This is a genomic window from Novosphingobium sp. FG90, from assembly GCF_057808725.1.
In genome coordinates this window covers 1-26,580 of sequence record NZ_JBMDIO010000051.1, presented here as the reverse complement: position 1 = coordinate 26,580, position 26,580 = coordinate 1, and the positions used below count along the sequence as shown (strand labels likewise).

At 65.3% G+C, this 26,580-nt stretch carries 25 protein-coding genes; 16 read left to right on the top strand and 9 right to left on the bottom strand.

Annotated features, from left to right (window positions below; all coding sequences use genetic code 11):
• Positions 1–105 precede the first annotated feature (105 nt).
• Both hisI and ACODRZ_RS24875 read right to left on the bottom strand, forming a co-directional pair.
• Positions 106–498 (bottom strand): phosphoribosyl-AMP cyclohydrolase, encoded by a 393-nt coding sequence (hisI, locus tag ACODRZ_RS24880; protein WP_008831862.1) that lies wholly within the window; start codon positions 496–498, stop codon positions 106–108.
• A gap of 362 nt (positions 499–860) precedes the next feature.
• A complete protein-coding gene (locus tag ACODRZ_RS24875; protein WP_488970930.1) occupies positions 861–1,601 on the bottom strand; it encodes a double zinc ribbon domain-containing protein in 741 nt (246 codons plus the stop codon).
• Positions 1,602–1,687: 86 nt separating this feature from the next.
• On the opposite strand from ACODRZ_RS24875, the gene ACODRZ_RS24870 reads away from it, so the two are divergent.
• Positions 1,688–2,446, top strand: a complete 759-nt coding sequence (locus tag ACODRZ_RS24870) for a methyltransferase domain-containing protein (RefSeq protein ID WP_488970929.1) — start codon at positions 1,688–1,690, stop codon at positions 2,444–2,446.
• Positions 2,447–2,653: 207 nt separating this feature from the next.
• On the opposite strand, the gene ppdK is transcribed toward ACODRZ_RS24870, so the two are convergent.
• The 3 genes from ppdK to ACODRZ_RS24855 all read right to left on the bottom strand — a co-directional run bounded on the left by ppdK (position 2,654) and on the right by ACODRZ_RS24855 (position 8,636).
• On the bottom strand, positions 2,654–5,317 hold the full coding sequence (gene ppdK, locus ACODRZ_RS24865) for a pyruvate, phosphate dikinase (RefSeq protein ID WP_488970928.1): 2,664 nt from the start codon (positions 5,315–5,317) through the stop codon (positions 2,654–2,656).
• 55 nt (positions 5,318–5,372) lie between these two features.
• On the bottom strand, positions 5,373–7,613 hold the full coding sequence (glyS, locus tag ACODRZ_RS24860; RefSeq protein WP_488970927.1) for a glycine--tRNA ligase subunit beta: 2,241 nt from the start codon (positions 7,611–7,613) through the stop codon (positions 5,373–5,375).
• A 120-nt stretch (positions 7,614–7,733) separates the two neighbouring features.
• Complete coding sequence (locus ACODRZ_RS24855; protein ID WP_488970926.1) at positions 7,734–8,636, bottom strand: glycine--tRNA ligase subunit alpha; 903 nt, start codon at positions 8,634–8,636, stop codon at positions 7,734–7,736.
• 187 nt (positions 8,637–8,823) lie between these two features.
• Between ACODRZ_RS24855 and ACODRZ_RS24850 the strand changes: the two genes are divergently transcribed.
• The 8 genes from ACODRZ_RS24850 to ACODRZ_RS24815 all read left to right on the top strand — a co-directional run bounded on the left by ACODRZ_RS24850 (position 8,824) and on the right by ACODRZ_RS24815 (position 13,936).
• Positions 8,824–9,108, top strand: coding sequence for a hypothetical protein (locus ACODRZ_RS24850; RefSeq protein WP_488970925.1), 285 nt, complete (start codon positions 8,824–8,826; stop codon positions 9,106–9,108).
• Positions 9,109–9,110: 2 nt separating this feature from the next.
• Positions 9,111–9,308, top strand: coding sequence for a helix-turn-helix transcriptional regulator (locus tag ACODRZ_RS24845; RefSeq protein ID WP_488970924.1), 198 nt, complete (start codon positions 9,111–9,113; stop codon positions 9,306–9,308).
• Positions 9,292–9,948 (top strand): hypothetical protein, encoded by a 657-nt coding sequence (locus tag ACODRZ_RS24840; RefSeq protein WP_488970923.1) that lies wholly within the window; start codon positions 9,292–9,294, stop codon positions 9,946–9,948. The genes ACODRZ_RS24845 and ACODRZ_RS24840 overlap by 17 nt, the downstream gene beginning before the upstream one ends.
• Positions 9,949–9,991: 43 nt before the next feature.
• Entirely contained in the window at positions 9,992–10,918 is a 927-nt protein-coding gene (locus ACODRZ_RS24835; RefSeq protein ID WP_488970922.1) for a TraB/GumN family protein, read from the top strand.
• Between the two features lie 3 nt (positions 10,919–10,921).
• Complete coding sequence (locus ACODRZ_RS24830; RefSeq protein ID WP_488970921.1) at positions 10,922–11,776, top strand: TraB/GumN family protein; 855 nt, start codon at positions 10,922–10,924, stop codon at positions 11,774–11,776.
• 330 nt (positions 11,777–12,106) lie between these two features.
• Entirely contained in the window at positions 12,107–12,721 is a 615-nt protein-coding gene (locus tag ACODRZ_RS24825; RefSeq protein ID WP_488970920.1) for a 50S ribosomal protein L25/general stress protein Ctc, read from the top strand.
• 107 nt (positions 12,722–12,828) lie between these two features.
• Positions 12,829–13,404, top strand: coding sequence for an aminoacyl-tRNA hydrolase (gene pth / locus ACODRZ_RS24820; protein ID WP_488970919.1), 576 nt, complete (start codon positions 12,829–12,831; stop codon positions 13,402–13,404).
• Between the two features lie 133 nt (positions 13,405–13,537).
• On the top strand, positions 13,538–13,936 hold the full coding sequence (locus tag ACODRZ_RS24815; protein WP_488970918.1) for a PEP-CTERM sorting domain-containing protein: 399 nt from the start codon (positions 13,538–13,540) through the stop codon (positions 13,934–13,936).
• 77 nt (positions 13,937–14,013) lie between these two features.
• Here the strand turns inward: ACODRZ_RS24815 and ACODRZ_RS24810 are convergent, their stop codons facing one another.
• Entirely contained in the window at positions 14,014–15,549 is a 1,536-nt protein-coding gene (locus ACODRZ_RS24810) for a tetratricopeptide repeat protein (RefSeq protein ID WP_488970917.1), read from the bottom strand.
• 122 nt (positions 15,550–15,671) lie between these two features.
• Here ACODRZ_RS24810 and ychF point away from each other — a divergent pair, with 122 nt between their 5' ends.
• The gene (gene ychF / locus ACODRZ_RS24805; protein WP_488970916.1) at positions 15,672–16,772 is read left to right on the top strand and encodes a redox-regulated ATPase YchF; all 1,101 of its coding nucleotides are present in this window, start codon (positions 15,672–15,674) and stop codon (positions 16,770–16,772) included.
• A 48-nt stretch (positions 16,773–16,820) separates the two neighbouring features.
• Here ychF and ACODRZ_RS24800 read toward each other — a convergent pair whose 3' ends face one another.
• Positions 16,821–17,237, bottom strand: a complete 417-nt coding sequence (locus ACODRZ_RS24800; RefSeq protein ID WP_488970915.1) for a MerR family transcriptional regulator — start codon at positions 17,235–17,237, stop codon at positions 16,821–16,823.
• 40 nt (positions 17,238–17,277) lie between these two features.
• Here ACODRZ_RS24800 and ACODRZ_RS24795 point away from each other — a divergent pair, with 40 nt between their 5' ends.
• A complete protein-coding gene (locus ACODRZ_RS24795) occupies positions 17,278–18,039 on the top strand; it encodes a MauE/DoxX family redox-associated membrane protein (protein ID WP_488970914.1) in 762 nt (253 codons plus the stop codon).
• 7 nt (positions 18,040–18,046) lie between these two features.
• On the opposite strand, the gene ACODRZ_RS24790 is transcribed toward ACODRZ_RS24795, so the two are convergent.
• Positions 18,047–18,571: a hypothetical protein gene (locus ACODRZ_RS24790; protein ID WP_488970913.1), complete on the bottom strand. Its 525-nt coding sequence runs from the start codon at positions 18,569–18,571 to the stop codon at positions 18,047–18,049.
• Entirely contained in the window at positions 18,571–20,385 is a 1,815-nt protein-coding gene (mutL, locus tag ACODRZ_RS24785; RefSeq protein ID WP_488970912.1) for a DNA mismatch repair endonuclease MutL, read from the bottom strand. The genes ACODRZ_RS24790 and mutL overlap by 1 nt, the downstream gene beginning before the upstream one ends.
• A 238-nt stretch (positions 20,386–20,623) precedes the next feature.
• Between mutL and ACODRZ_RS24780 the strand changes: the two genes are divergently transcribed.
• The 5 genes from ACODRZ_RS24780 to rodA all read left to right on the top strand — a co-directional run bounded on the left by ACODRZ_RS24780 (position 20,624) and on the right by rodA (position 26,423).
• On the top strand, positions 20,624–21,670 hold the full coding sequence (locus tag ACODRZ_RS24780; RefSeq protein ID WP_488970911.1) for a rod shape-determining protein: 1,047 nt from the start codon (positions 20,624–20,626) through the stop codon (positions 21,668–21,670).
• 107 nt (positions 21,671–21,777) lie between these two features.
• On the top strand, positions 21,778–22,662 hold the full coding sequence (locus tag ACODRZ_RS24775; protein WP_488970910.1) for a rod shape-determining protein MreC: 885 nt from the start codon (positions 21,778–21,780) through the stop codon (positions 22,660–22,662).
• Between the two features lie 2 nt (positions 22,663–22,664).
• A complete protein-coding gene (gene mreD, locus ACODRZ_RS24770; protein WP_488970909.1) occupies positions 22,665–23,213 on the top strand; it encodes a rod shape-determining protein MreD in 549 nt (182 codons plus the stop codon).
• 10 nt (positions 23,214–23,223) lie between these two features.
• Positions 23,224–25,314, top strand: coding sequence for a penicillin-binding protein 2 (gene mrdA / locus ACODRZ_RS24765; RefSeq protein WP_488970908.1), 2,091 nt, complete (start codon positions 23,224–23,226; stop codon positions 25,312–25,314).
• On the top strand, positions 25,311–26,423 hold the full coding sequence (rodA, locus tag ACODRZ_RS24760) for a rod shape-determining protein RodA (protein WP_488970907.1): 1,113 nt from the start codon (positions 25,311–25,313) through the stop codon (positions 26,421–26,423). The genes mrdA and rodA overlap by 4 nt, the downstream gene beginning before the upstream one ends.
• Positions 26,424–26,580: the final 157 nt, after the last annotated feature.

The window sequence follows — 26,580 nt, the reverse complement described above, 5'->3', positions numbered from 1 at the left end:
GGCTTGAAACCGCATCCCGGCCCACGACGCCGACCCGATACACCGGAGCGACGTGATCTGCGCCGCTCCGGATGTTGGGGTATATAACCTATTTGGCGATAATTGTCAAGAATGCGGCGGATGATCCCCGGTACGTTCCAGAACTTCACCGTCGAGCCGCCGGTAGAAGCAGCTGCGCGCGCCGGTATGACAGGCCGGACCTTCGGGCGTCACTCGCAATTCCAGCGCGTCCTGATCGCAATCGACGCGAATTTCCTCGACGCGCAGGAAATGGCCCGAAGTCTCGCCCTTCAGCCACAGCTTCCCGCGCGAGCGCGAATGGAAGTGCGCCAGCCCCGTCTCGCGCGTCTTCGCCAGCGCCTCGGCATCCATGTAGGCGACCATCAGGATCTCGCGCGAGCGCGAATCGACGGCGATGGCGATGAGCAATCCCTGGGCGTCGAAGCGCGGCAGGAACGCTGTTCCCAGTTCACGCTCGGCGGCTGTCACGTCTGTCATCCTCGGACTAATCCCTGTTCCCGCTAACAGCGGCATAATTGTTGCACCACAGCCACAGCAAGGGACCAAAATCCACGTCCATCAGCGAAGTCCCTTTCCAAAAAAGACGATTCGATGAATTCTGGCTTTGCAGCTGGGGGGCTGCTTCTGACCCACAGGTCGCTCGCAGGCAAGTGTTCGGCAAGGAACACCGGTCTGAAACGGAAAGCGGGCCACGGTTCAGGGAATGCTTTGATGAGGGATCGGACCAGGCGGTATCAGGGGCACCGCTGAACTGCGCAAGCAGGGTTCAAACAGTTTCGTCACGAGGACGCCCGGAACTCAAAAGGTTCCGGGCGTTTTCGTATTCAGCCTGAATCGCCTCAGGTCGCATCGAGCGCTTCATCCAGCACGCGGGCGAAGCAGGCGATCACCACCCGCTCCGCCCCTGCCCGCTTCAGCGCCGAAACGCAGGCATCGCTGGTGGCACCGCTGGTCAGCACGTCATCGACGAGCACAACCTTCGCACCCTTTAGGGCTGCCTTTCGCTTCGGGTGGACGGCAATGGCACCCGACAAGGCCCGCTTGCGCGCCAGCTTGCCCATGCCGCCCAGCGAGCGCGTCGCCTTGCGCCGCACCAGCGTATCGACTGCAAGCCGCGCGCCACTGTGTCGCCCGACCTGCCGGGCCAGTTCGGCTGCCTGGTTGTAGCCGCGTTTCCACAGCCGCCAGCGATGCAGCGGCACCGGCACCAGCAGCCAGTCGGCTTCGACGAAAGGCAGCTTGGGCACCATCAGCCCGGCCATCATCGGCGCGAGCGCGATGCGATTTCCATGCTTGAACGCCAGCACCAGCTTGCGCGAAGGTTCGTTGTAGAGCGTCGCGGCCGCGATCCCGGCATGGCGCGGCGGATCGGCAAGGCACGGGGCGCAGGTGCCGCCCTGCGGCATCGTATCGCCGAAAGGCCGCTGGCAGGCCGCGCAGGCCGGATCGCCCGGGATCGCCAGCGTACTCCAGCAATCCGCACAGAGCCCCGCCGCCGAGCCGATCGCCGCCCCGCACAGCGGACACCGCGGCGGAAACACCAGATCTACGAGCGGTGCAAGGACCTGTCCCAAACCCATGGCGCGATCCTATTCACGCTCTGTTGCAGGACAAGCACGCCACGAGGGCATTGCAAGGTTTTCATCGACGCGGCAGGGGAGCATCCATGGCAACCAAGGCTCCCCCCCGCATCTTCTCCCCCGCCCGCCGCATCGCCCTGCGCCGCCGGATGCTCCGGCTCCAGCAGCAGCCGGATGCGCCGCGCTACCTGATCGACGACATGGTGGAGGACGTGCTCGAACGCCTCTCCTTCCTGCGCTTCGAACCGAAGACGGCACTGGTGGTCGGCGACTATTCGGGCGCGCTGTCTCTGGCGCTACGGGCGCAGGGCGTCGAGGTGACCGAGGTGGACCCGGCCATCGGCTTTGTCGAGGAACAGCCCTGGCCGTTCGACGGCTTCGACCTCATCGCCAGCCTCGGCACGCTGGACAGCGTCAACGACCTTCCCGGCGCCTTCGTTCACGCACGCAAGGCGCTGGCACCGGGCGGGCTGCTGATCGCCAGCTTCCTCGGCTCGGGCAGCCTGCCGGTCATGCGCGAGGTGATGCTGGCGGCGGACGGCGAGCGCCCTGCCCCGCGTCTTCACCCCTCGGTGGATGTGCGTGCCGGTGCGCAGCTGCTCCAGCGGACGCTCTATGCCGATCCGGTGGCGGACCATCGCCATCTGGACGTGGTGTTCCGCAGCCTCGGGCGGCTCGTCGGGGACCTGCGCGCGCAGGGGCTTGCCAATGTGCTCGCCGATCCCGGTCCGGCGTTTGGCAAGGCGGGGCTGGCGCGCGCACACGATGCGTTTGCGGCCGCCGGTGAGGGCGGCCGCACGGTCGAGCGGTTCGAGATCATGACGCTGTCCGGCTGGAAGCGCTGACGCAGACCCGCCGGACAAAGCATCGTCACCCTGAACTTGTTTCAGGGTCCATATGGCAGCCTGCCCCGGAACGTGGTGTCGCCAACCGCATTGGCGGCTTGCTGCCTGACGCTCCGGATTCGCGGCGCGATGGACCCTGAAACAAGTTCAGGGTGACGAGTTTTTAAACCCGGCCGGAGGATCACCTCGGCCGGGTTCTACGCGCTTTTACGCCAGCGCGGCCTGAGCCGCCGCCAGACGCGCGATCGGCACGCGGTAGGGCGAGGCCGAGACGTAATCCAGACCCACCTTCTCGCAGAACGCGATCGAGGCCGGGTCGCCGCCGTGCTCGCCGCAGATGCCGAGCTTGAGGTCGGCATAGGTCGCACGGCCGCGCTCGGCGCCGAGCTGGACCAGCTGGCCCACGCCCTCGATGTCGAGGCTGACGAACGGATCGCGCGGGTAGATGCCCTTCTCGACGTAGGGGCTGAGGAAGCGCGCGGCGTCGTCGCGCGAGACGCCCAGCGTGGTCTGCGTCAGGTCGTTGGTACCGAACGAGAAGAACTTCGCCTCTTCCGCGATTTCGCCCGCCATCAGCGCCGCGCGCGGCAGCTCGATCATGGTGCCCACGAGATAGTCGAGCGTCTTGCCCTTCTCCTCGAACACCTTGGCCGCAGCCTGATCGACGACCTTCTTCAAGATCGCCAGCTCGCGCTTGGTGGCGACGAGCGGGATCATCACTTCCGGCACGATCGCTTCACCCGAAGCCGCTGCGACGTCGCAGGCTGCCTCGAAGATGGCGCGGGCCTGCATCTCGTAGATCTCGGGGAAGGTGATGCCGAGGCGGCAACCGCGATGGCCGAGCATCGGGTTGAACTCGTGCAGTTCGTCCGCGCGGCGCTTGAGCGTATCCACGCCGATGCCGATCGCGTCCGACAGTTCCGCGAATTCCGCATCGCTGTGCGGCAGGAATTCGTGAAGCGGCGGGTCGAGCAGACGGATGGTGACGGGCAGGCCCGCCATCACCTCGAAGATCGCCTGGAAGTCGGCGCGCTGTTCGGGGAGCAGCTTGGCGAGCGCCTCGCGGCGGCCCTTCTCGTCCTCGGCCAGGATCATCTGGCGCACGGCGGAGATGCGGGTGGCGTCGAAGAACATGTGCTCGGTGCGGCACAGGCCGATGCCCTCGGCGCCGAACTGGCGGGCCATCTTGCAGTCGGCGGGCGTCTCGGCGTTGGTGCGCACCTTCATGCGGCGGTGCTTGTCGGCCCACTCCATGAGCGTGCCGAAATCGCCTGCCAGTTCCGGCTCGATGGTGGCGACTTCGCCCGCCATGATCTCGCCGTTGGCGCCGTCGAGGGTGATGAGGTCGCCCTCCTTCAGCTCGCGGTTGCCGAGGCGCAGGGTGCGGGTCTTCATGTCGATCGACAGGCCCGATGCGCCCGAGACGCAAGGGCGGCCCATGCCGCGCGCCACGACCGCCGCGTGGCTGGTCATGCCGCCGCGTGCGGTGAGGATGCCCTTCGCCGCGTGCATGCCGTGGATGTCCTCAGGCGAGGTTTCCACGCGAACGAGGACGACTGCCTCGCCCATTTCCGCGCGCTTCTCGGCGGTGTCGGCGTCGAGCACGATCGCGCCCGAAGCCGCGCCCGGCGATGCGGGCAGGCCCTTGCCGAGAATGTCGCGCGGCGCCTTGGGGTCGAGCGTGGGGTGGAGCAGCTGGTCGAGCGCCATCGGATCGACGCGCTTGATCGCGGTGGCCTCGTCGATCAGGCCTTCCTCGACCATGTCGACCGCCATCTTGAGCGCAGCCTTGGCGGTGCGCTTGCCCGAGCGGGTCTGCAGCATCCACAGCTTGTTCTGCTGCACCGTGAACTCGATGTCCTGCATGTCGCGGTAGTGCTTTTCGAGCAGGTCGAACACGGCGGCGAGTTCGGCGTAGGCCTCTGGCATCGCCTCTTCCATCGACAGTGGCTTGGCACCGGCGCGCTCGCGGGCGGCCTTGGTCAGGTACTGCGGGGTGCGGATGCCGGCGACGACGTCCTCGCCCTGCGCGTTGACCAGCCATTCGCCGTAGTAGGCGCGCTCGCCGGTCGCCGGGTCGCGGGTGAACGCGACGCCGGTGGCCGAGGTATCGCCCATGTTGCCGAAGACCATGGCCTGCACGTTGACGGCGGTGCCCCAGTCACCGGGGATGTCGTTGAGGCGGCGGTAGACCTTGGCGCGGTCGGCGTCCCAGCTGTCGAACACGGCCTGGATCGCGCCCCACAGCTGGTCCTGCGGGTCCTGCGGGAAGGGCTTGCCCAGTTCACGCTCGACGATCGCGGTGTACTGCTTGACCAGTTTGCGCCAGTCGTTCGCGGTCAGTTCGACGTCGTTGTCGTAGCCGTTGTCTTCCTTGGCGATCTCCAGCGCTTCCTCGAACAGATGGTGTTCGACGCCGAGCACGACGTCCGAATACATCTGGATGAAGCGGCGGTAGCTGTCCCATGCGAAGCGGTCGTCACCCGAAGTCGACGCAAGACCCTCCACGGTCACGTCGTTCAGGCCCAGGTTCAGCACGGTGTCCATCATGCCCGGCATCGAGACGCGCGCGCCCGAGCGGACCGAGACCAGCAGCGGATCAGTAGAATCACCGAAGGACTTGCCGACCGACTTTTCGATATGGGCCAGCGCGGCGGCCACTTCGGCGCGCAGTTCGTCCGAGAAGTTCGCGCCCTCCGCGAGATACTTCACGCATTCTTCGGTGGTGATGGTGAAGCCCGGCGGCACCGGCAGGCCGATTCCGGCCATCTCGGCAAGGTTCGAACCCTTGCCTCCGGTGATCACCTTGTCCTTCGCGCGCGGATCGTCGTGCTTTACGCCGCCGCCGAACGTGTAGACCTGCTTAGTCATTAGTCCCAAATCTCCGGGATTTTTGCGCAAGAATGCAGACCGTGGGGAAACCCTCCTACCCCTCGATCCGCGAGAAATCCGCTACGTTGTGCACCGCAGCACGGAAGCGATCAAGCAGTGCAAGACGAGATGTTCTTTTTATGGAGTCAGTATCGTTGACCGTCACCTGATCAAAGAACCCGTCAATAGGCGCACGAAGCGATGCCAATGCGCTCATTGCACTTGCGAAATCTTCTGCAGCAACGGCCGTGGCCGCCCGAGGTTCCGCAGCATCGAGCGCATCGATCAACGCCTGCTCAGCCGGTTCGGCCGCATAGCCGAGGGCCGAACCCGCTGCAGCATAGATTTCCTGCATGTCGGGATCGTCCACGTTTTCGAGCGGGTCCTCGTCACCGGTGTGCGGGTGCGCGGGTGCAGCATCGGACGCCGCCCAGTTCTCCTTGCGCAGGATGTTGGCGGCGCGCTTGTAGCCCGCGAGAAGGTTCGCCCCGTCCTCGCTGCCGACGAACGCCTGCAGCGCATGGACGCGGGCGAGCAGGCGGACGAGATCGTCCTCACCGCCGAGCGCGAACACCGCGTCGATCAGGTCGTGGCGAACACCTGCTTCCTTCTGCTGGACCTTGAGGCGGTCGGCGAAGAAGTCGAGGAGTTCGATGATCTCTTCGTTGACAATGCTATCGCCGATGACGATCGCACCGGGTTCCAAACCTGCGGCCGTTCTAGCGCGATCAAGAATGGTTTCCTCATTCTTCACTGCGTCATCATGAACCGAAGCCATATGCTTCAAGAGTGTCGGTATTAAAGACAGCCGTATATTGGACGCCATCAGTATTTTGATAATGGCAAGTGCGGCTCGTCTAAGGGCAAAAGGATCTTTTGAACCGGTCGGCTTTTCACCAATGTAATAGAATCCAGCCAGCGTATCCAGCTTATCCGCCAGCGACACTGCCACTGTCACCGGCGCGGTGGGCACTTCGTCGCCCTGCCCAACCGGCTTGTAGTGGTCGCGGATGGCGTCGGCGACGGCATCGGGCAGGCCCTCGGCGCGGGCGTAGTAGCCGCCCATAAGGCCCTGCAGTTCGGGGAACTCGCCGACCATCTCGGTGACGAGATCGGCCTTGCACAATTCCGCCGCCTGACGCGCCAGCGCCGGATCGCAGTTCGGGACGATGCCCTCGGCTGCCAGCCACTCGGCCAGCTTGGCGACGCGCTCGACCTTGTCGGCGACGGTGCCCAGCTTTTCGTGGAAGGTGATGCGGGCCAGCTTCTTCGCCTGATCCGACAGCGAAACCTTGCGGTCCTGCTGCCAGAAGAAGCGCGCGTCGGACAGGCGCGCAGCCAGAACCTTGCGGTTGCCCGCGACGATGCCCACGCCGCCGTCGGTGGCGTCGATGTTGGCGGTGCAGACGAAGGCATCCGCCAGATTGCCGTCGGCATCCTCGCAGACGAAATACTTCTGGTTGACGCGCGCGGTCAGCTGGATCGTCTCGGGCGGGACTTCGAGGAACGCCTCGTCGAAGCGGCCGAGCAGCGGCACCGGCCATTCGGTGAGGCCGGCGTTCTCGATCACCAGCCCCTCGTCCTCGACCAGCTTGAGACCGGCTACGGCAGCGACGTTGCGCGCCTCGTCGCGGATCAGGTCCTGGCGTTCGACATGGTCGACGATGACGTGGCAGGCGGACAGCTTGCGGGCATAGTCATGCGCGCCGCCGATGGTGATCTCGCCGGGCGCGTGGAAGCGGTGGCCCTTCGTGGCATAGCCCGAGCGGATGCCGCCGACTTCGCACTCGACAAGATCCTCGCCCAGAATGGCGACGATGCCGGAGAGCGGGCGCACCCAGCGCAGCGAATCCGTGCCGATCGACGCGGCGCCCCAGCGCTGCGACTTGGGCCAGGGGAAGGCGCGCACGATGGCGGGGATCGCCTCTGCCAGCACGTCCCTGACGGCGCGGCCGGGCTTCTCGACGACGGCGAAGTAGGTGTCCTTGCCCCTGACGTCGCGGACTTCGAGCTGGCCCTTCGTCAGGCCGGTCTTGCGCAGGAAGCCATCGAGCGCCTGTTCGGGCGCGCTGGTGGCGGGGCCTTTGGTCTCCTCGCTGACGGCCTCGGTCACCTCCGGCAGGCCATTGGCGATCAGCGCAAGGCGGCGCGGCGTGGACCACACGGTGATCTGGCCAGGCGTGACGCCTGCGGCGGCGAGTTCCTTGCGCAGCAGCTTTTCCAGGTCGGCGCGCGCGCCTGCCTGCATGCGGGCGGGGATTTCTTCACTGCGCAGTTCGAGAAGGAAGTCGGTCATGTCAGTGGCCCGTTTCGCGGGTTGATAGGTAGGTGCTGTGGTCCTTCGACAGGCTCAGGACGAGCGGAGTTGGGGCAAGACGCCCTTCTCCACCCCGCTCAGGCTGAGCTTGTCGAAGCCTCATACGGTCCACCCGGGGAACTTGGCTTCCCACTTGTCCTTGTTCACGTCGATCCACGCCTGACACGATCCCTTGGCGAGATCGCGCACGCGGGCCATGTAGCTGGCGCGTTCCTGCACCGAGATCACGCCGCGCGCCTGCAACAGATTGAACAGGTGCGACGCCTCGATCGCCTGATCGTAGGCCGCGAGCGGCACCTTGGCGTCGATGCAGCGATTGCACTCGTTTTCGGCGGCCTTGAAACCGGCGAACAGCGCATCGGTATCGGCGATCTCGAAGTTGTACTTCGACTGCTGCTGTTCGTTGGCGAGGAAGACGTCGCCGTAGCTCACGCCTTCGTTGTTGAACCTGAGGTCGTAGACCGAATCCACGCCCTGAATGTACATCGCCAGACGTTCGAGGCCGTAAGTCAGTTCGCCCGCGACGGGCTTGCAGTCGAAGCCGCCCATCTGCTGGAAGTAGGTGAACTGCGTCACTTCCATGCCGTCGCACCAGACCTCCCAGCCCAGACCCCAGGCGCCCAGCGTCGGGCTTTCCCAGTCGTCCTCGACAAAGCGGATGTCGTGTTCCAGCGGATCGACGCCGATCTCGGCGAGGCTCTGCAGGTACAGTTCCTGAAGGTTCTCCGGGTTCGGCTTCAGGATCACCTGATACTGATAGTAGTGCTGCAGCCGGTTCGGGTTCTCGCCGTAGCGCCCGTCGGTCGGGCGGCGCGAGGGCTGGACATAGGCGGCCTTCCACGGCTCGGGACCGAGCGCGCGCAGCGTCGTGGCGGGGTGGAAGGTGCCTGCGCCCATGCGCATGTCGTAAGGCTGCAGGATCAGGCAGCCCTGCGCGCTCCAGAAATTGTGGAGCGTCAGGATCATGTCCTGGAAGCTGAGCGGCTGTTTGGCGGCGGTCATCGATTTTCCGTCGTTTATGCGAATGGGCGGCCTTTGGCGGATCGGGGCTGTCAAATCAACAACACAAAGCATTGCGGTACAGCCTCCGTGATCGGGCAATGTCAGGTTTTGTTGACATGGTCAGCGAATCGCGACATAAAGTCATGCATACCTGACATTTGGTCAGGATTTCATGACGAGGTGCATCATGACTGACTTGTTCAAGAACGTCACCGTTCGCAGCGTTCTGGAAACCCTGTTGTTCGGCAAACCCGGCGCCAATGCCGAGGAACGCCGCAATTACCTCTGCTGGGGCCACCCCGCGCCGCGCGCCGAACACAAGGTGATCGTGCTGCTGGCGATGGCGCTGACCGCGCTCGCCGTGGCGCTGATCGCCTTCGAAGCGGACGCCGCGCCCCGGTCGCATTCTCAACCGAGCGCCCAACATGCCGAGCCCGTCTCGCGCATCGTGGTCCTCGCCCCGCTGGCCTGAACGTGAACAACCGGCTGAAAGTGCTGCGCGCGGAGCGCAACTGGAGCCAGGCCGAGCTTGCCGAACGCCTCGACGTGTCCCGCCAGGCGGTGAACGCGATCGAGACCGGCAAGCACGACCCCTCGCTCCCTCTGGCGTTCCGTCTAGCGCGGCTGTTCGCCCTTTCCATCGAGGAGATTTTCGATGACGGACATCGCTGAGACCAAGAAGCCGCTCGGCACTTTCGGCGTCGCCCTGAGGCTTGGCGGCGGGTTCTTCCTTGCGATCTTCGGCGCGGGGATCGCCGCGGGCGTGTTCGCCGCATGGCGCGAGCACGGCGAGTTCCGCACCGGCGTCGTGATCGGCCTCGCGCTGGCCGCGCTGGCGCTCGTCGCCGGAGGATGGCTGATATTCTCGGCGCGAGGCAATCTCGCGTTGCCGCGCAGTCCGCAGGTTCGCCGGTCACGGATCGCGCTTTATGCCTCGCTCGGCATCTCGACGATTATCGGCGTGGCCGCCGGGTTCGCATGGCAGATGCAAGTCAGTCACGACGATCCGGCGCATGGCCTTGCGAACATGTTTGCAGCAACGCCCCTGAGCCTTCCGCTTACGCTGGCAGTGCTGGTGGCGTGGATCGTCACCGTCGCCTTGTCGCTCTACTGGCACACCACCCTCGATGAAATAGAGCGTGCCGAATATGAGTTCGGTGCGATGGCCGGGCTTTATTCCTTCGTCACGGTGGCGCCGGCGTGGTGGCTGGCCTGGCGCGGCGGGCTGCTGCCCGAACCGAACGGCGTCGCGATCTGCCTGATGGTCTGCATCGTCTGGTGCATCGGGTGGGGCTGGCGCCGCTGGCGCTGATCCGTTCATCCATCCTTACAGTCTCCTGCCCGATAGGAATGCCATGACCCCTGCCCGCATCCGCCCCCCCGCCCGCATCAGACTTCGCAACTGGCTCGGCTCCGCCCTGCTTGCCTTTACCGCCCTGTCATCGCCGCTGGCCTTGGCGCAGGAGGCCGTTCAGGCGCCCGCTGTCCGCCCAGCGCTCTGGAAAGTCGCGGACGAGGACACTACGATCTGGCTGTTCGGCACGATCCACGTCCTGCCCGAGCAGGTGGACTGGTACGCCGGTCCGGTCGCCAAGGCGCTCGACAGCGCGCAGGAACTGGTGACGGAAATTCCAATCGACGACACCGAGCAGGCGCAGGGCACGATCCTGCAGATGGCTGCGCGCAAGGACGGCAAGTCTTTGCGCGATACTCTTTCGGACAAGGAGCGCACCGCCTACGAGGGCGCGCTGACCTCGATCGGCATTCCGGCGCAGGCTTTCGACGCCAACGACGCCTGGTTCGCCGCTCTGATGCTGACGCTGATCCCGCTCAAGACCGCCGGCTACAATACCGAGACCGGCATCGACCAGCAGGTCGCCGCCAGGGCACGGGCTCGGCATCTGGCCAACCATGCCTTCGAGACGGTCGATTACCAGATTGGCCTGTTCGACAACCTTTCCGAGCCGACCCAGCGCGCCTACCTTGATGAAGTGGTGGAGGCCCTGCCGGATGTGAAGGCCGACGTCGACAGGATGGTGGCTGCGTGGAAGACCGGCGATGCCGACCACCTCGCCGAACTGATGAACGAGGACGAAAGCGATCCCGAGATCAGGAAAGTGCTCATCACCGACCGCAACGCCAACTGGGCCAAGTGGCTCAAGGCACGGCTGGACAAGCCCGGCACGGTGTTCGTCGCCGTTGGCGCCGGACATCTCGCCGGGCCTGGGAGTGTGCAGGACCAGCTTGCCGCCGCAGGCATTTCCTCCACGCGGGTGCAATAGCACATGATCCGTCGCATTGCCGTGCTGCTGGCTGTCTTGGGGCTGGTTGCCTGTTCGGGTAAGCCACAGCAGGCCGATCCCGCTCTCTGGCGGGTCGAGGATCGCGCAGGGCATATCGGTTGGCTCTTCGGCACGATCCACAGCGCCGAGCGCCCCCTCGCCTGGCGCACGCCCAGGGTGAGCGCGGCACTGGACGAAGCCGGGACGATCATGGTCGAAGTCGGCAACCTTGCCAACGAAGCCGAAGTCGGTGCGACGTTCGCAAGCCTTGCGCGCAGCGAGAACGAGCCGCCGTTGTCCGCGCGCGTGGCGGCGAAATATCAGGCCAACCTTGCCGCCCTTCTAAAGAAGAGCGGTCATGAGGACGGCGACTTCGCGGCGATGGACACCTGGGCCGCAGCCCTGACCCTCGCCCGCGCCGGGGCTGACGAAGGTGATACGCGCAACGGCGTCGATCGCGCGGTGATCGCCTCGGCCGGACAGCGGCCGGTGGTGGAACTGGAAGGCGCCGCCGCACAGCTCGGCCTGTTCGACGCCCTGCCCGAGCGCGAACAGCGCGACCTCCTCGCCGCCGTCGTCACCGAGGCCGCCAAGCCCGACCACGATCTCTCGGCCAGCTGGCGCAAGGGCGATATGAAGGCGATCGAGGCCGAGACCCGCTCCGGGCTGCTCGCCGACCCGGAACTGCGCGCCGTGCTGTTCACCGGGCGCAACCGGCGCTGGACCGGCCGTATCGCGCAGGCGGTGCGCTCCGGCGAAAAGCCCTTCGTGGCCGTGGGCGCCGCGCACATGGCCGGGACTGAGGGCTTGCCCGCAATGCTGACGGCCGAGGGGTTCACGGTCACGCGGGTGGAGTGAGCGCCCTCTCGCTACTCACTTCGTCACCCTGAACTTGTTTCAGGGTCCATCAGGCGGTTGGTGCCGGAAGATCGACTCACCAGCGGCGCGGTCGGTTTACTTCGTCACAACGCTGAGCGGGCTGCATAATGGATCCTGAAACAAGTTCAGGATGACGGAAAACATGACGCGGGTAAAAGGCACCCCGCGCCAACGCTCTTGCTTTTCCGCCCGTCTCCCAGTAAGGGCCGCGCCTTCCTGTCATGGTCATCCCTGGAGGCGTGGCAGGACGGTGTGCACCGATGAGCGGCGCGACATCGCACTATTATCCAGTTTTGAAAGGCAAGTCCCATGAGCGATACGCTTAACCTGCCGGCCGAGACGCGTGATCGGGCTGGCAAGGGAGCCTCCCGTGCACTGCGTCGTGATGGCCGCGTCCCCGCCGTGATCTACGGCGGCAACGAAGAGCCCCTCGCGATCCACGTTCAGGAAAAGGAGCTGGCCCGCCAGCTCGGAACCGGCCACTTCTTCAACTCGATCATCGAGCTTGAAGTCGACGGCAAGAAGTTCCGCACCCAGCCCAAGGACGTTGCCTTCCACCCGGTCACCGACCGTCCGCTCCACGCCGACTTCCTGCGTCTCGCCAAGGGCGCGACCGTGCATGTCAACGTGCCCGTCGTCTTCGAGAACGAAGAGCTTTCGCCGGGCCTGAAGCGCGGCGGCGTGCTGAACATCGTTCGCCACGACCTCGAACTGGTCTGCGACGCCGAGAAGATCCCGCACGAGATCACCATCGACGTGACCGGCTTCGACGTGGGTGAATCGATCCACATCAGCCACGTCAAGCTGCCCAAGGGCGTCGAGAGCGCGATCACCGACCGCGACTACACGATCGCGACGATCGCCGCTCCCTCTGCCCTGCGCAGCGAAGAAGGCGAAGCAGCGGCCGAAGCCGAAGGCGCGTAAGCCCTTTCCGCTTCCCGGTAAGAATTGGCCCTTCCTGCAACTCGCAGGGAGGGCCTTTTCTTTGCCATGCCCTCCCCCTACCGGGAGAGGACTGAGAAGGAGTTACAATGGCCACGCAGCTCTGGGTCGGTCTGGGCAATCCCGGCCCCCAATACGTCTTCAACCGCCATAACGTAGGCTTCATGGCCGCCGACGCCATCGCCGAGGTTCACGGGTTCGGCCCGGTCCAGAAGAAGTTCCAGGGCTGGCTGCAGGAAGGGCGCATCGGCAGCGACAAGGTGCTGCTGCTCAAGCCCGCGACCTTCATGAACGATAGCGGCCGCTCGGTTGGCGAGGCGATGCGCTTCTACAAGCTGGATATCTCCGCCCTCACCGTCTTCCATGACGAACTCGATCTTGCCCCGTTCAAGGTGAAGGTGAAGCAGGGCGGCGGCCACGCCGGGCACAACGGCCTGCGCTCCATCGACCAGCATCTCGGTGCGGACTTTCGCCGTGTGCGGCTTGGCATCGGTCATCCCGGGCACAAGGACCGGGTCCACGGCTATGTGCTGGGCAATTATGCCAAAGCCGAGATGGATCCCCTTGCCGACATGCTGGGAGCCCTCGCAGGTGAAGCAGACAGGCTGGCGAGCGGCGACGATGCCCGCTTCATGAACGACGTTGCGCTCCGCCAGCAGGGCTGAGGGTGTCGAGTTAGCTTACAAAGTGCACGACCGGACCAGTGCGATTTCTTGAAAATCGGCGAAAATAGGCGATTGGCACGGTGATTGCGTATTGGTTGTCAACCAACACGGGCAACTAGGGGTACGACTACCAATGATCCGCAAGACCTTGATCGCGCTCTCGATCACCGCTGGCGCCACCGTCGCGATGAGCACACCCGCCAGCGCAACCTCGGGCAATCACAAGCACTACTGCGGATGCAGCCACAAGAGCGGCTCGAAGATGTGCGGCTCGACCAGCAGCTCGACTTCTGGCGGCACCACGACCACCTCGGGCGGCACCACCACGTCATCGACCTCGGGCGGTACGACGACTTCGACGTCGGGTGGTACGACCACTACGACGTCCGGCGGCACCACCACCTCGACTTCTGGCGGCACCACCAGCACCTCTTCGGGCGGCACCGCGGTTCCGGAGCCCGGCATGCTCGGCATGCTTGGCGCGGGCCTGATCGGCCTCGCCTACGCGCGCCGCCGCAAGGCGCGCGCCTGATCGTTCCGCAACCCCGGCGGCTTATCGCACGCCGGGCAAGAACGGTCCGGCCCTCGCATTTCCCCGCGGGGTCGATCCTACAGCCGCTGCCGGTCCTGACCGGCGGCGGCTTTTGCTTTGCGCAGCGCGCGCGCGATCGTTCGGTTGCGCGGATCGACCGATGCGGCGGCCTCCAGCAGACGGCGCGCCTCGTTGAGGTCCTGTCCTGCAGACAACCGCGCCACGCCCGCCATGCACAGATAATCCGCATTGCCGCGATCGAGCGACACAGCGCGGTCGGCGTACCGGATCGCCGTCGTCGCGTCGCCCATCTCGCTGCTGGCGAGCGCGAGGCGCTTCATCACCTCGGCATCCTCGCCGCGGGCCAGCAACCTCTCGTAGACGTTCGCAGCCGTCGCCCAGCGCCGTCCTGCAAGCGCGTTCTCGCCCTGCGTGATGAGCGCCATCGTCTCCTTGAGGCGCGCCGGATCGAGCCTTGCCTCAAGGTCTGCTTGCTCCGGCGCGCCCACCAGGCGGGCCGCCTGCAGCGCCGGTTCCAGCAATTCGCGCCGCGCAAGGGTGCTCCGAGCAAGCGGGGAGAGGATCGCCCAGGCGCTCTGGCTGTCTCCCGTGGCCAGCTCGGCCCGGCCCAGCATCAGGCGTGAATAGGGATTGCCCGGAAGGACAAGGGCCGCACGCCTGAAGATGAGCCGCGCCTGCTCCGCATGACCAAGGTTCAGCAATGCCTCGCCATAGGTCATGCTGAGCGCCGAGCCTGCCTCCAACTGTGCTTCCCTGCCTTGCAGGGCGAGGCGGATCTTCTCCCACTCACCCTTCTCCGCCAGGATCTGGATGCGCAGTTCTTCCACTTCAGGATCGTCGGGCGCGAGTTCGGCTGCCTGTTCGAGGAGTCTCGACGCTGCCTCCTGCTTGCCGATTTCGTCGTAGTGACTGGCCAGCGCCAGCATCGGGGCGGCGCGATCGGGATAGGCGTCGATCGCCTTCTGGTAAGCGCGCGCAGCCTCGTCATCACGCCCTTGCGCGGAAGCAAGGTCACCAGCCATCACAAGCGTTTCATAAGCGCGCGGAGCCATCGTCTGCATGCGCGTCAGCAATTTTACGGCGCGGGGAAGGTCCTCGTTCTGCAGGAGGTAGCGGGCATAGGACGTGGCAAGACGAATGTCGCCGCCTTGTGCCATGCCCTTCTCGTAGGATGCCTGCGCCTCCGCCTCATCGCCCAGCGCCAGTTGCGATTCGGCGCGCACCCGCCAGCCCGCCATCGACGTATCCCCGCCGAGCAGAGCCAGCGCCTCCTTGGGATTCTGGCGCAGCAGTGCCGCTTCGGCCTTCATTCGCGCGATACCCTTGCCGCCTGCCCGTTCAAGGCGGGCGATGGCGCCTTCCGCGCCGTCCGGGTCGCCGGTGCGAAGATGGGTTTCGACGAGCAGCGTGAGCATCTGGACGTCGGAAGGTCTTTCGCGCAGGGCCGCCGCAACCTGAACGCGCGCTTCCTGATAGTGTCCTGCGGCAAAATCCTCCTTCGCGCGGGCGAGCAGGGTTTCCGGGCTGTCGCCGCAAGCTGCGAGGAAGGAGAGAGCGGCAAGAGGCAGGACGAGACGGTTGGCACGTTTCATGGATGCCCGAACTAGGGGCAAGACCTGAAATTTCCGTCAACCATGCTCAAGTTCATCGGCGAACTGGTCAAGCGGCGCTCACCCCGCTATGGGCGCGCCTTAAACAGTTTTCGGAGTTTTCGATGGGTTTCCGTTGCGGAATCGTGGGTCTGCCCAATGTCGGCAAGTCGACCTTGTTCAATGCGCTGACCGAGACGCAGGCGGCGCAGGCGGCCAACTATCCGTTCTGCACGATCGAGCCGAACGTCGGCCAGGTCGGCGTGCCCGATCCGCGCCTCGACGCGCTGGCGCAAATCGCGGGCTCGGCCAAGATCATCCCGACGCAGCTGTCGTTCGTGGATATCGCCGGTCTCGTGCGCGGCGCGTCCAAGGGTGAGGGGCTGGGCAACCAGTTCCTCGGCAACATCCGCGAAGTCGACGCGATCATCCACGTCCTGCGCTGCTTCGAGAACGACGACATCCAGCACGTCGACAACAAGGTCGATCCGATCGCCGACGCCGACACCGTCGAGACCGAACTGCTGCTCTCCGACCTCGAAAGCCTCGAAAAGCGCGTTCCCGCCGCCCAGAAGAAGGCGACGCAGGGCGACAAGGAAGCCAAGATCGTGGCCTCCGTACTCGGTCAGGCGCTCGACCTGCTGCGCGACGGCAAGCCCGCGCGGCTGACCCAGCCCAGGGACGAGGACGAGGCCCGCGTCTTCGCGCAGGCGCAGCTGATCACCGCAAAGCCCGTGCTCTACGTCTGCAACGTCGAGGAAGAAGCCGCCGCCGAGGGCAATGCCTTCTCCGCGCGCGTGTTCGAAAAGGCCAAGGCCGAAGGTGCCAGCGCCGTCATCGTCTCGGCCGCGATCGAGGCTGAACTGACCGGCATGGACATGGAGGATCGCATGGTCTTCCTTGAGGAAATGGGCCTTGCCGAAGCCGGTCTGGCGCGCATCATCCGCGCCGGTTACGAATTGCTCGAACTGCTGACCTTCTTCACCGTCGGCCCCAAGGAAGCGCGCGCCTGGACCGTGCACAAGGGCGCCAAGGCTCCCGAAGCCGCAGGCACGATCCACTCCGACATGCAGCGCGGCTTCATCCGCGCCGAGACGATCGCCTACCCCGACTTCATCGCCTGCAAGGGTGAGGCCGGCGCCAAGGAAGCGGGCAAGTTCCGCCAGGAAGGCAAGGAATATGTCGTCGCCGACGGCGACGTGATGCACTTCCGTTTCAACGTCTGACAATGCGGTCGTCCCGGCGAATGCTGGGACGACCGTGGGGGTTTATGCTCAGGCCCTTGGACCCTCGCCCTCTTCGAAGGCGGCGATGATCGGGCATGGTCCGGTCCCACCGCCAGCGCATTCGCGTGCCAGCCTGCGCAAAGAGGTCCGCGCCCGTTCGAGCCGGGCGATTTCCTCATCGAGATGGGTGATCCGCGCCTGCGCCATCTCGCGCGCCCGCGCCCTGTCATCGCTGGCATCAAGGCCAAGCAGTTCGGCAATTTCATCGAGGATGAACCCGGCATCCTTGGCCGCGCGCACGAAGCGCAGACGCCGCACGTCCTCCTCGCCGTAATGGCACTGCCCTTTCGCACCACCAATGCTGGCCGGACGCGGATCGTGGAGAAGACCCTTGCGCTGGTAGAAACGCACCGTCTCGACGCCGACGCCTCCCGCGCGGGCCAGTTGGGAAATCGTCAGGGCCATGCTTGACTCCGTACCATGGTACGGGAGTTATAAGCACGGCATGAGCAATCACCAAGCCCCCGCCAAGACGGCCGTCCTCTATCGGATGGTCATGGAAAAGCACGTCTGCCCCTACGGCCTGAAATCGCGCCATCTGCTGAAGAGCCGGGGCTACCGTGTCGAGGACCACTGGCTGACCACGCGCGCCGAGGTGGATGCGTTCAAGGCCGGGCACGGGGTCTCGACCACGCCGCAGACCTTCATCGACGGCGAGCGGATCGGCGGTCATTCCGACCTCAGGCGCTTCTTCGGGCTCGACGATGCAGCAAAGCGGGTGAGCTACGCGCCGGTGCTCTGGGTCTTCGGGACGGCGGCGGCGATAGCGCTCGGCCTGAGCTGGGCTTCGCTCGGTGCGGTCCTGACGGTGCGCGCGGCGGAATGGTTCGTGGCGATCACGATGATGCTGCTGGCCATGCTCAAGCTGCAGGATGTGGAGACCTTTTCCTCGATGTTCCTCGGTTACGACCTGCTGGCGCGGCGGCTTGTCCCTTATGCCTACGCCTACCCGTTGCTGGAATGGCTCGCGGGCGCCTTCATGGCGGCGGGCGTGCTGAACTGGCTTTCGATCCCGGTGGCGCTGTTCATCGGCAGCGTAGGCGGAGCTTCGGTCTATTACGCGGTCTACGTCCAGAAGCGCGAGTTGAAGTGCGCCTGTGTCGGCGGCTCGGGCAGCGTGCCGCTCGGCTTCGTCTCGCTGCTGGAGAACGTGTTCATGGTCGCCATGGCATTGTGGATGCTGTTCAAACCGATGGCCATGGGTTGAGAGCCGGTCAGGTGCGGCACCGCATGACGCCATCGGCCCGGTAAGCCACCCGCTCCTGAGAATCGTGGACGATCAGGCGAGCGGGCCAGGTTTGCTGATCACTGGCACTGCCTGATTCCGCGCCAGGACCGGAATCGGGTAGGCGCACGATGTCGACCCAGCTGGACAGCCCGACATAGGTGGTGCGCGCACCGCCGGGCAGGTCGGCACTTTCATCCTTGGCGGCGAAGCGCTTGAGGTCGGGGCCGACGCGCATGAAGCCTTCGCCGCTGGTGGCGATGAAGATCGGACCATCCTGACCAATCTTCCCGATCTGTCCTTTGCCGAAGCTGCACCCGGGCTTGTCCAGCCCGTAGCGCTCGATGTCGACGGCCGTGATCGGGACCGGCACGATGGGCTTGAAAGGCTCCTTGCTCATCCGCTCGACCATGGCGACGTCATGCGCGTTCTCGGCCGCCTTCTGCGCAGGGCTTGCCTTGCCGCACCCCGCCAGCAGGGCGAGCGCGGCCAGTACGATAACATGTCTTCGCATCATTTCCGCCCGAACAGTTTCTCGATGTCGTTGTGGGCAAGTTTAACCCACGTGGGGCGGCCATGGTTGCATTGGCCCGAGCGCGGCGTGCGCTCCATTTCGCGCAGCAGCGCATTCATCTCCGCCACCGACAGCGAGCGGCCCGCCCGCACCGATCCGTGGCACGCCATCGTCGCCAGCACGAGGTCGAGCTTTTCCCCCAGCAACAGGGCATCACCATTGCGGGCAAGGTCGTCCGCCACATCCTGCACCAGCGCGCCGACATCGCTCTTCGACAGTACCGAGGGGACCGCGCGCACCAGCATCGCGGCCGGCCCGAAACGTTCGAGGATGAGGCCATGGCGTGCAAGCTCCGCCAGCTTGTCCTCCAATGCGTCGCAGGCGGCTTCCTCCAGTTCGACGACCTCGGGCAGCAGCAGCGCCTGCGAGCGGTTCATCGCTTCCTCTGCCCCCGCAGCCTTGAGCTTTTCCAGCACGAGGCGCTCATGCGCGGCATGCTGGTCGACGATGACGAGCCCATCCTCCGCCTCGGCGACGATATAGGTCCCTGCTACCTGCCCGCGCGCGACCCCGAGCGGATAGCGCAGCGCCTCCTCGCTCGCTTCCTCCGCAGCTTCCGCGCGTGCGGCGGGCGGGGCCATCACCTCGGCCTCGTAGGACCGCCAGGCGGTGCCGGCCTCCGACACGCGCGATGGCCGGTAAACGGTGCGCGGTGCCGAATATTCCCGGGCGAACAGCGAGCCGATCGACGGCGCCTGAGCGGGCGTGACCGGCTCCACCTGCCACATGTTCATCGCTGCGGCCTGCGGCGCCTGCGCGCTCTTCTGACCGGCGCCTTCGAGCGCGTGGCGCAGCGCGCCGACGAGGAAACCGCGCACGAAGGCGGGGTCGCGAAAGCGCACTTCCGTCTTGGCAGGATGGACGTTTACATCGACTTCTTCAGGTGGAATCTCAAGAAACAGGGCCAGCACCGCGTGGCGATCGCGCGCGAGCATGTCGGAATAGGCCCCGCGCACCGCGCCGACCAGCAGCTTGTCACGGACCGGCCGCCCGTTGACGAACATGTACTGGTGATCGGCAACACCGCGATTGTAGGTCGGCAAGCCCGCAACCCCGCTGAGCCGGGCCGATCCGCGCTCCGCCTCGATGATTACGCCATCTTCGGCCAACTCCCGAGCAACCAGACGGGCGACTCGCGCGGCCAGTTCCTCGCGCGGCTGCACGGAAATGGTGCGGCGGCCATCGTGCTCCAGCACGAACCCCACGTCGGGCCGGGCCATGGCGAGACGGCGCACCACGTCGAGGCAGACCGCATATTCCGAGCGCGGCGAGCGCAGGAACTTGCGCCGCGCGGGCACTTTGCCGAACAGGTCCTCGACCCGGATGCGCGTTCCGGGCGGCAGAGCAGCGGGTGCGTCAATGGTGACCGTGCCGTGATCGACCACCCGCTTCCACCCTTCGGCCGCGTCGTGCGGGCGGCTTTCGATCGTCAGGCACGCGACCGATCCGATCGATGGCAGCGCCTCGCCCCTGAAACCTAAAGTGGCTACCAGTTCGATAGCCTCGTCCGGCAGCTTGGAGGTGGCATGACGCTCCAGCGCCAGGGCGATCTCGTCCGGCCTCATGCCGCAACCGTCGTCCGTCACTTCGATCATGTCGAGCCCGCCCGAGGCGATCCGGACGGTGATCTGCGTGCTGCCGGCATCGATGGCGTTTTCGACCAGTTCCTTGAGCGCGGATGCCGGCCGTTCCACCACTTCGCCAGCGGCGATGCGGTTGACGAGATGTTCGGGCAGGCGGCGGATCGTGGGCATCGGGGTCTCGACAAAAGAGGTCGCTGCGGGGTCATGGACGCACCGTGGCGGCGGCGGATCAAACTAGCGACGAAGCGCCGCTAATTCGAGACGGGCGATGATCGTTTCCCCCCGGAATCGGGAACAAAATTTTGGCCTTTCGCGAATCGATGGGCTAAGGGGAGCCCTCCCACCCGAAACCACCTGTCGTCGTTGTCGAGACTGATTCGGCAAGCGATTGGAAAGAAACGGATTTTAGATGGCCGGCCCCTTCTCGCGATTCTTCAAACTCGGCTCCCAGAACATGGCGATCGACCTCGGCACGGCCAATACGCTGGTCTATGTGCAGGATCGCGGCATCGTGTTGAACGAACCCTCGGTCGTGGCGATCGAGACGATGAACGGCGTAAAGAAGGTCAAGGCCGTCGGTGACGACGCCAAGATGATGATGGGCAAGACCCCCGACAACATCGAGGCCATCCGTCCGCTGCGCGACGGCGTCATCGCGGACATCGAAATCGCGGAAGAGATGATCAAGCACTTCATCCGCAAGGTCCACGGCAAGAAGAACCTGTTCCGCTATCCCGAGATCGTGATCTGCGTCCCCTCGGGTTCGACCTCGGTGGAACGTCGCGCGATCCGCGATGCCGCCAGCAACGCCGGTGCCAGCCAGGTCTACCTGATTCTCGAGCCGATGGCCGCGGCGATCGGCGCCGACATGCCCGTCACCGAACCGGTCGGCTCGATGGTGGTCGATATCGGCGGCGGCACCACCGAAGTCGCGGTGCTCTCGCTGCGCGGCCTCGCCTACACCACCTCGGTGCGCGTGGGCGGTGACAAGATGGACGAATCGATCGTGTCCTACGTGCGCCGTCACCATAACCTGCTGATCGGCGACGCCACGGCGGAGCGCATCAAGAAGGATTACGGTATCGCCATCATGCCGGCCGACGGCGTGGGCGAGACGATCCACATCAAGGGCCGCGACCTCGTCAACGGCGTGCCCAAGGAAATCACCATCACCCAGGCCAACGTCGCCGAGGCGCTGGCCGAGCCGATCGGCCAGATCATCGAAGGCGTGCGCATCGCGCTTGAGAACACGGCGCCGGAACTGGCCGCCGACATTGTCGACCAGGGCATCGTCCTGACCGGCGGCGGCGCGCTGATCCAGGGCCTCGACGACTATCTGCGTGAAGAAACTGGCCTGCCCGTCAGCGTCGCCGAAGATCCGCTGTCCTGCGTCGCGCTCGGCACCGGCCGTGCGATGGAAGACCCGGTCTATCGCGGCGTCCTGATGTCCGCCTGATGATGTGCGGAAGCCTCGGTGCCAAGCGACGGTACGAGGCTTCCTGAAAGGCGCGGCGGACCACCTGCACCGGACCGCCGCGCGGGAATGACAGGAGTGCATGGCGCATGGCACCGCCAGCCAATCGGCGCTCCGGCTTTTCGCGCAGGGCGCAGTATTCGACGTTCTTCCAGTACACCGCCGGCGTACTTGGCGCCGTGGTCGGACTTGTTCTGCTCGTCGTCTCGATCGTCAACCCGAATGCCTTTTCAAGCTTGCGCGGCGCTGCTGCCGACCTGACGGAATCACCCGCACAGGCGACTGCGGGCGGACGTCGTGCCGGCAAGGATTTCATGGCCGAGATCGGCGGTTTCTTCCTGTCCGGTCGCGAACATGCCCGTCTTGAACGCGAACTGGCCGAAGCGAAGGTGCGCATCGCCCGGGCTCAGGCGACCGAAACCGAAAATCGCCGCCTCAAGCAGTTGCTGGACTTGCGCGAAGACGATGCACAGCCGGTCGCTTACGCCCGTCTCGTCAGTTCCACCGGCGCCAGCACGCGCCGTTTCGCGACGCTCGGCGCGGGCACCGACAAGGGGGTGGCCAAGGGCATGCCGGTCCGCTCGCCGATGGGCCTCGTCGGCCGCGTCCTCGAAGTGGGCATGTCGAGCGCGCGCGTGCTGCTCATCACCGATACCGAGAGCGTCGTTCCGGTCCGCCGCGCGAAGGACGGCGTGCCCGCCTTCGCACAAGGGCACGGCGACGGCACGATTCGTATCCGCCTCGTCAACCTCGGCCTCAATCCGCTGCGCAAGGGCGACGTGATGGTGACTTCCGGCTCGGGAGGCCTCTATCGCCCCAATACGCCGCTCTCGGTCATAACCGAACTGCTGCGTGACGGTGCGGTGGCGCGGGTGCTGAGCAACCCTTCCGATACCGACTACGTCGTCGTAGAGCACGCCTGGGCGCCCCCGCCCCCACCGCCGCCCGCCGAACCCGCGCCCGGGAGCGAGTGATCGTGCCATTGCTGTCCGGCAACGACACGGTCGTCAGGCAGAGGATCAACCGCAAGCCCTCGCGCACCATCGCGAGCGCGGTGCCCTGGCTGATAGTGGCGCTGGGATCAATGGCGCCGGGCTGGGTCCTGATCGCTTCCGCGCCGGTACTGCCTCCGCTCGGGTTCCTGATGTTCATCGCCTGGCGCCAACTGCGCCCCGGGTTGATGCCGATGTGGGCCGGACTGCCGCTCGGCCTGTTCGACGACCTGTTTTCGGGATCGCCGTTCGGCACCGCCGTGCTGCTGTGGTCGCTCTCGACGATCGTCCTGGATCATGTCGAGACACGTTTGCCCTGGCGCAACTTCCTTACCGAGTGGCTGGTGGCGATCGGGCTCATCGTGGCGTATATTATACTGTGCCTCGGCGTGTCGAACATTGCCGGCGCTTCCGCCCCCCTTCGTGTCATCGTACCCCAGGTCGTGATTTCCGTGATTATATACCCGCTCGTCGGACGTTTCGTGGCCCTTATGGACCGCATTCGCCTGACCCCCTTCGTGGTCATGCGATGAAGTCCAACTCATGAAGTTCAATTTCAGGCGCCTGATCCGCGCCCCGCACGTCACCAACGGCACCCTGCGCAACAGCTTCGACCGGCGCACCATCGTCGTCGGGGGCATACAGGGCGGCATCGGCTGCCTGCTCGCCGCGCGCATGACGTATCTCTCGGTCTTTGAAAACGAGAAATACAAGCTCAAGGCCGAAAGCAACCGCGTCAATCTCTCGCTGATCCCGCCGCGTCGCGGATGGATTCTCGATCGCAACGGCCAGCCTCTCGCCTCCAACCGCGCCGATTTCCGCGTCGACGTGATACCCGAGCGGATGAGCGATCCGGAACGTACCATTGCCGAACTGGGCAAGCTGCTCTCGCTCTCACCGATCGCGATGCAGGATCTGCAGGACAAGCTGGACCGCTCGCACGGCTTCGCCCCGGTCGAGGTCGCCTCGCGCCTCGATTGGGAGCGCTTCGCCTCGGTCAGCGTGCGCCTGCCCGACCTGCCCGGCGTCGTCACGCAGCGTGGCTACTCTCGCTTCTACCCCACAGGGCCTTCGGTCGGCCACCTGATCGGCTACGTCGGCGCTGCCTCGGCCGAGGAGTACGAGAAAGACCACGATCCCGTCCTGCTGACTCCCGGCTACAAGCTGGGCAAGGACGCGCTCGAGAAGTTCTACGAGAAGGAATTGCGCGGCACGCCTGGGGCGCGGCGCGTCGAGGTGACCGCCTCGGGCCGCATCGTGCGCGACCTCGACACTCGCGAGGACATTCCCGGCAAGACCATCAAGACGACCATCGACGCCGGCATCCAGGATTACGCCGCCCGCCGCATCGGGCCGGAATCGGCGGCCGTGGTGGTGATGGACTGCCAGACGGGCGACATCCTCGCGATGTGTTCGATGCCCAGCTTCGACCCCAACAGCTTTTCCGACGGCATCGGCCGTCTCGAATGGAAGATGCTGTCGGACGACGACCACGTGCCGCTGCGCAACAAGGTGCTGCGTGGGCTCTATCCGCCGGGCTCGACGGTCAAGCCGATGGTCGCGCTGTCGTTCATGGAAGCGGGGCTGGACCCCAACGAGTCGGTGTTCTGCGGCGGCGGCCTTCGGGTAGGCAATCGCGTCTTTCACTGCTGGCAAAGGCGCGGCCACGGCCAGGTCAATATGGCCAAGGGTATCTACCAAAGCTGTGACGTCTACTTCTACCACTTCGCCCAGCGCATCGGCATGGACCCGATCGCGGCCATGGCCAAGCGGCTTGGCCTCGGGCAGGATTTCCCATTGCCGGTGGCGGGACAATCCTATGGTACGGTGCCGAGCCCGGCCTGGAAGCTCAAGAAGTACGACAAGGAATGGCAGACCTTCGATACGGTCAACGCCACGATCGGTCAGGGCTACTTCCTGGTAAACCCGCTGCAGCAGGCGATCCAGGCCTCACGGATCGCCAGCGGCAGGATCATCATGCCAAAGCTGATCCACGGGCACGAGCATGAGAAGCAGGCCTCCCTCGGCGTGCCGGAGGAGCATCTGGCATATATCCGGCAGGCCATGTCGGACGTCGCCAACGGCCCCGGATCGGCCCCTCATGCACGCCTGCCGTTCCCCGACATCAAGCTGGCGGGCAAGACCGGCACCGCGCAGGTCGTCGGCCTCAACGTCGGGAACGGCAAGGGCGGCTTGTGGAAGCATCGCGACCACGGCCACTTCATCTGCTTCGCCCCTGCGGACAACCCGCGCTACGCCTGTTCCGTCGTCGTCGAGCATGGCGGCGGTTCCGGCGCGGCCTATCCGATCGCACGCGATGTGCTGACCTACATCTTCGACAAGGAGAAGGGCATGGAAGTGCTCACCGAGCTCGAAACGAAGTGGGGCGGCACCGCGAAGGAGCGGCTCGACGCCCGTTTCCGGGCCTATTCAGCGGAGTACGGCATCAGCGCCCCTAGGATATCGCCCGACGACGAGCGCAGGAAGCTGCAAGGCGCCGACCAGTCGAACGAACCGCGCCAGCCGATCAGCGAAGCGCAGTCGCCTGCGCCCGAACCTGCAGACGAAGCCGACCGGCCCGAGGCACCGCCCTCGCCTGCCCCGACGCCAACGTCCGGAGGATCGCCGCAGTGAGCCGCTCCATCGTTCCCGAGGCGATCTCGCGCCAGCCCTGGCAGATGATCATCCCCCTGTGCGGCCTGGTCGGCCTGGGCGCGGCGGTGCTCTATTCTGCTGCTGGCGGCAGCCTGCAGCCCTATGCTCTGAGCCACGTCGTCCGTTTCTGCGTGTTTCTGGTCATGGCGATGATCATCGCACGCATGAGCCGCAACCTGTTCCGGATGGCGGCCTACCCCGTCTACGGAGGGATACTGATACTGCTCGTGCTCGTCGAACTGATCGGCGCGGTTGGCGGCGGCAGTCAGCGCTGGCTCAACCTGGGTTTCATGTCCCTGCAGCCATCCGAGCTGATGAAGCCAGCCATCGTTCTCGTTCTGGCCCGTTTCTACGAGACCTTGCCCCATGCAATGACGGCAAGCTGGCGCGGGCTCGTCCCGGCGGGCGTGCTGATCGGTGTTCCGGCGCTTTTCGTGCTGATCCAGCCTGACCTCGGCACCGCCACGGCCGTGTGCTTCGGCGGGGTTGTCACGATGTTCCTCGCCGGGCTTCCCTTGTGGTGGTTCCTGAGCGCAGGCGGTGCCCTCATGGTCATCGCCCCGATCGCGTTTTTCACGCTCCTGCACGACTATCAGCGCAACCGCGTGCTCGTCTTCCTCGATCCGGAGGGCGATCCGCTCGGCACCGGCTACCACATCACCCAGTCCAAGATCGCCATCGGCTCGGGCGGGATTTTCGGCAAGGGCTTCGGCAATGGCACCCAGAGCCACCTGCAGTACCTTCCCGAACCGCACACCGACTTCGTCTTCGCGACCATGTCCGAGGAATGGGGCCTGATGGGCGGACTGTTCGTGCTCTTCGTGTTCACCGTGGTGATCGGGTGGGGCATGGGCGTCGCCCGGCGCGCGCCGGATCGCTTCTCGAGCCTGCTCGCTGCGGGGATGACCGCGACGATGTTCTTCTACGTGATGATCAACCTGATGATGGTCATGGGCCTTGCGCCCGTGGTCGGAATCCCCCTGCCTTTCATGAGCCACGGCGGCACTTCGATGCTCACCAACATGATCTGCCTTGGCACCATCATGGCCGTAAACCGTTGGAATCAGGGCAGAGGGTCATTCTCCTGAAACTTTTTCAAGTTTTCGCTTCCAATCCAAAAATCTGCCGTTATAGGGGCCTCTCCGCCGCCGACCGGCGGGGCCGCAAGGCCCTTCGAGGACAGGTAGCGTGGACGCATAGCTCAGTTGGTAGAGCAGCTGACTCTTAATCAGCGGGTCCTTGGTT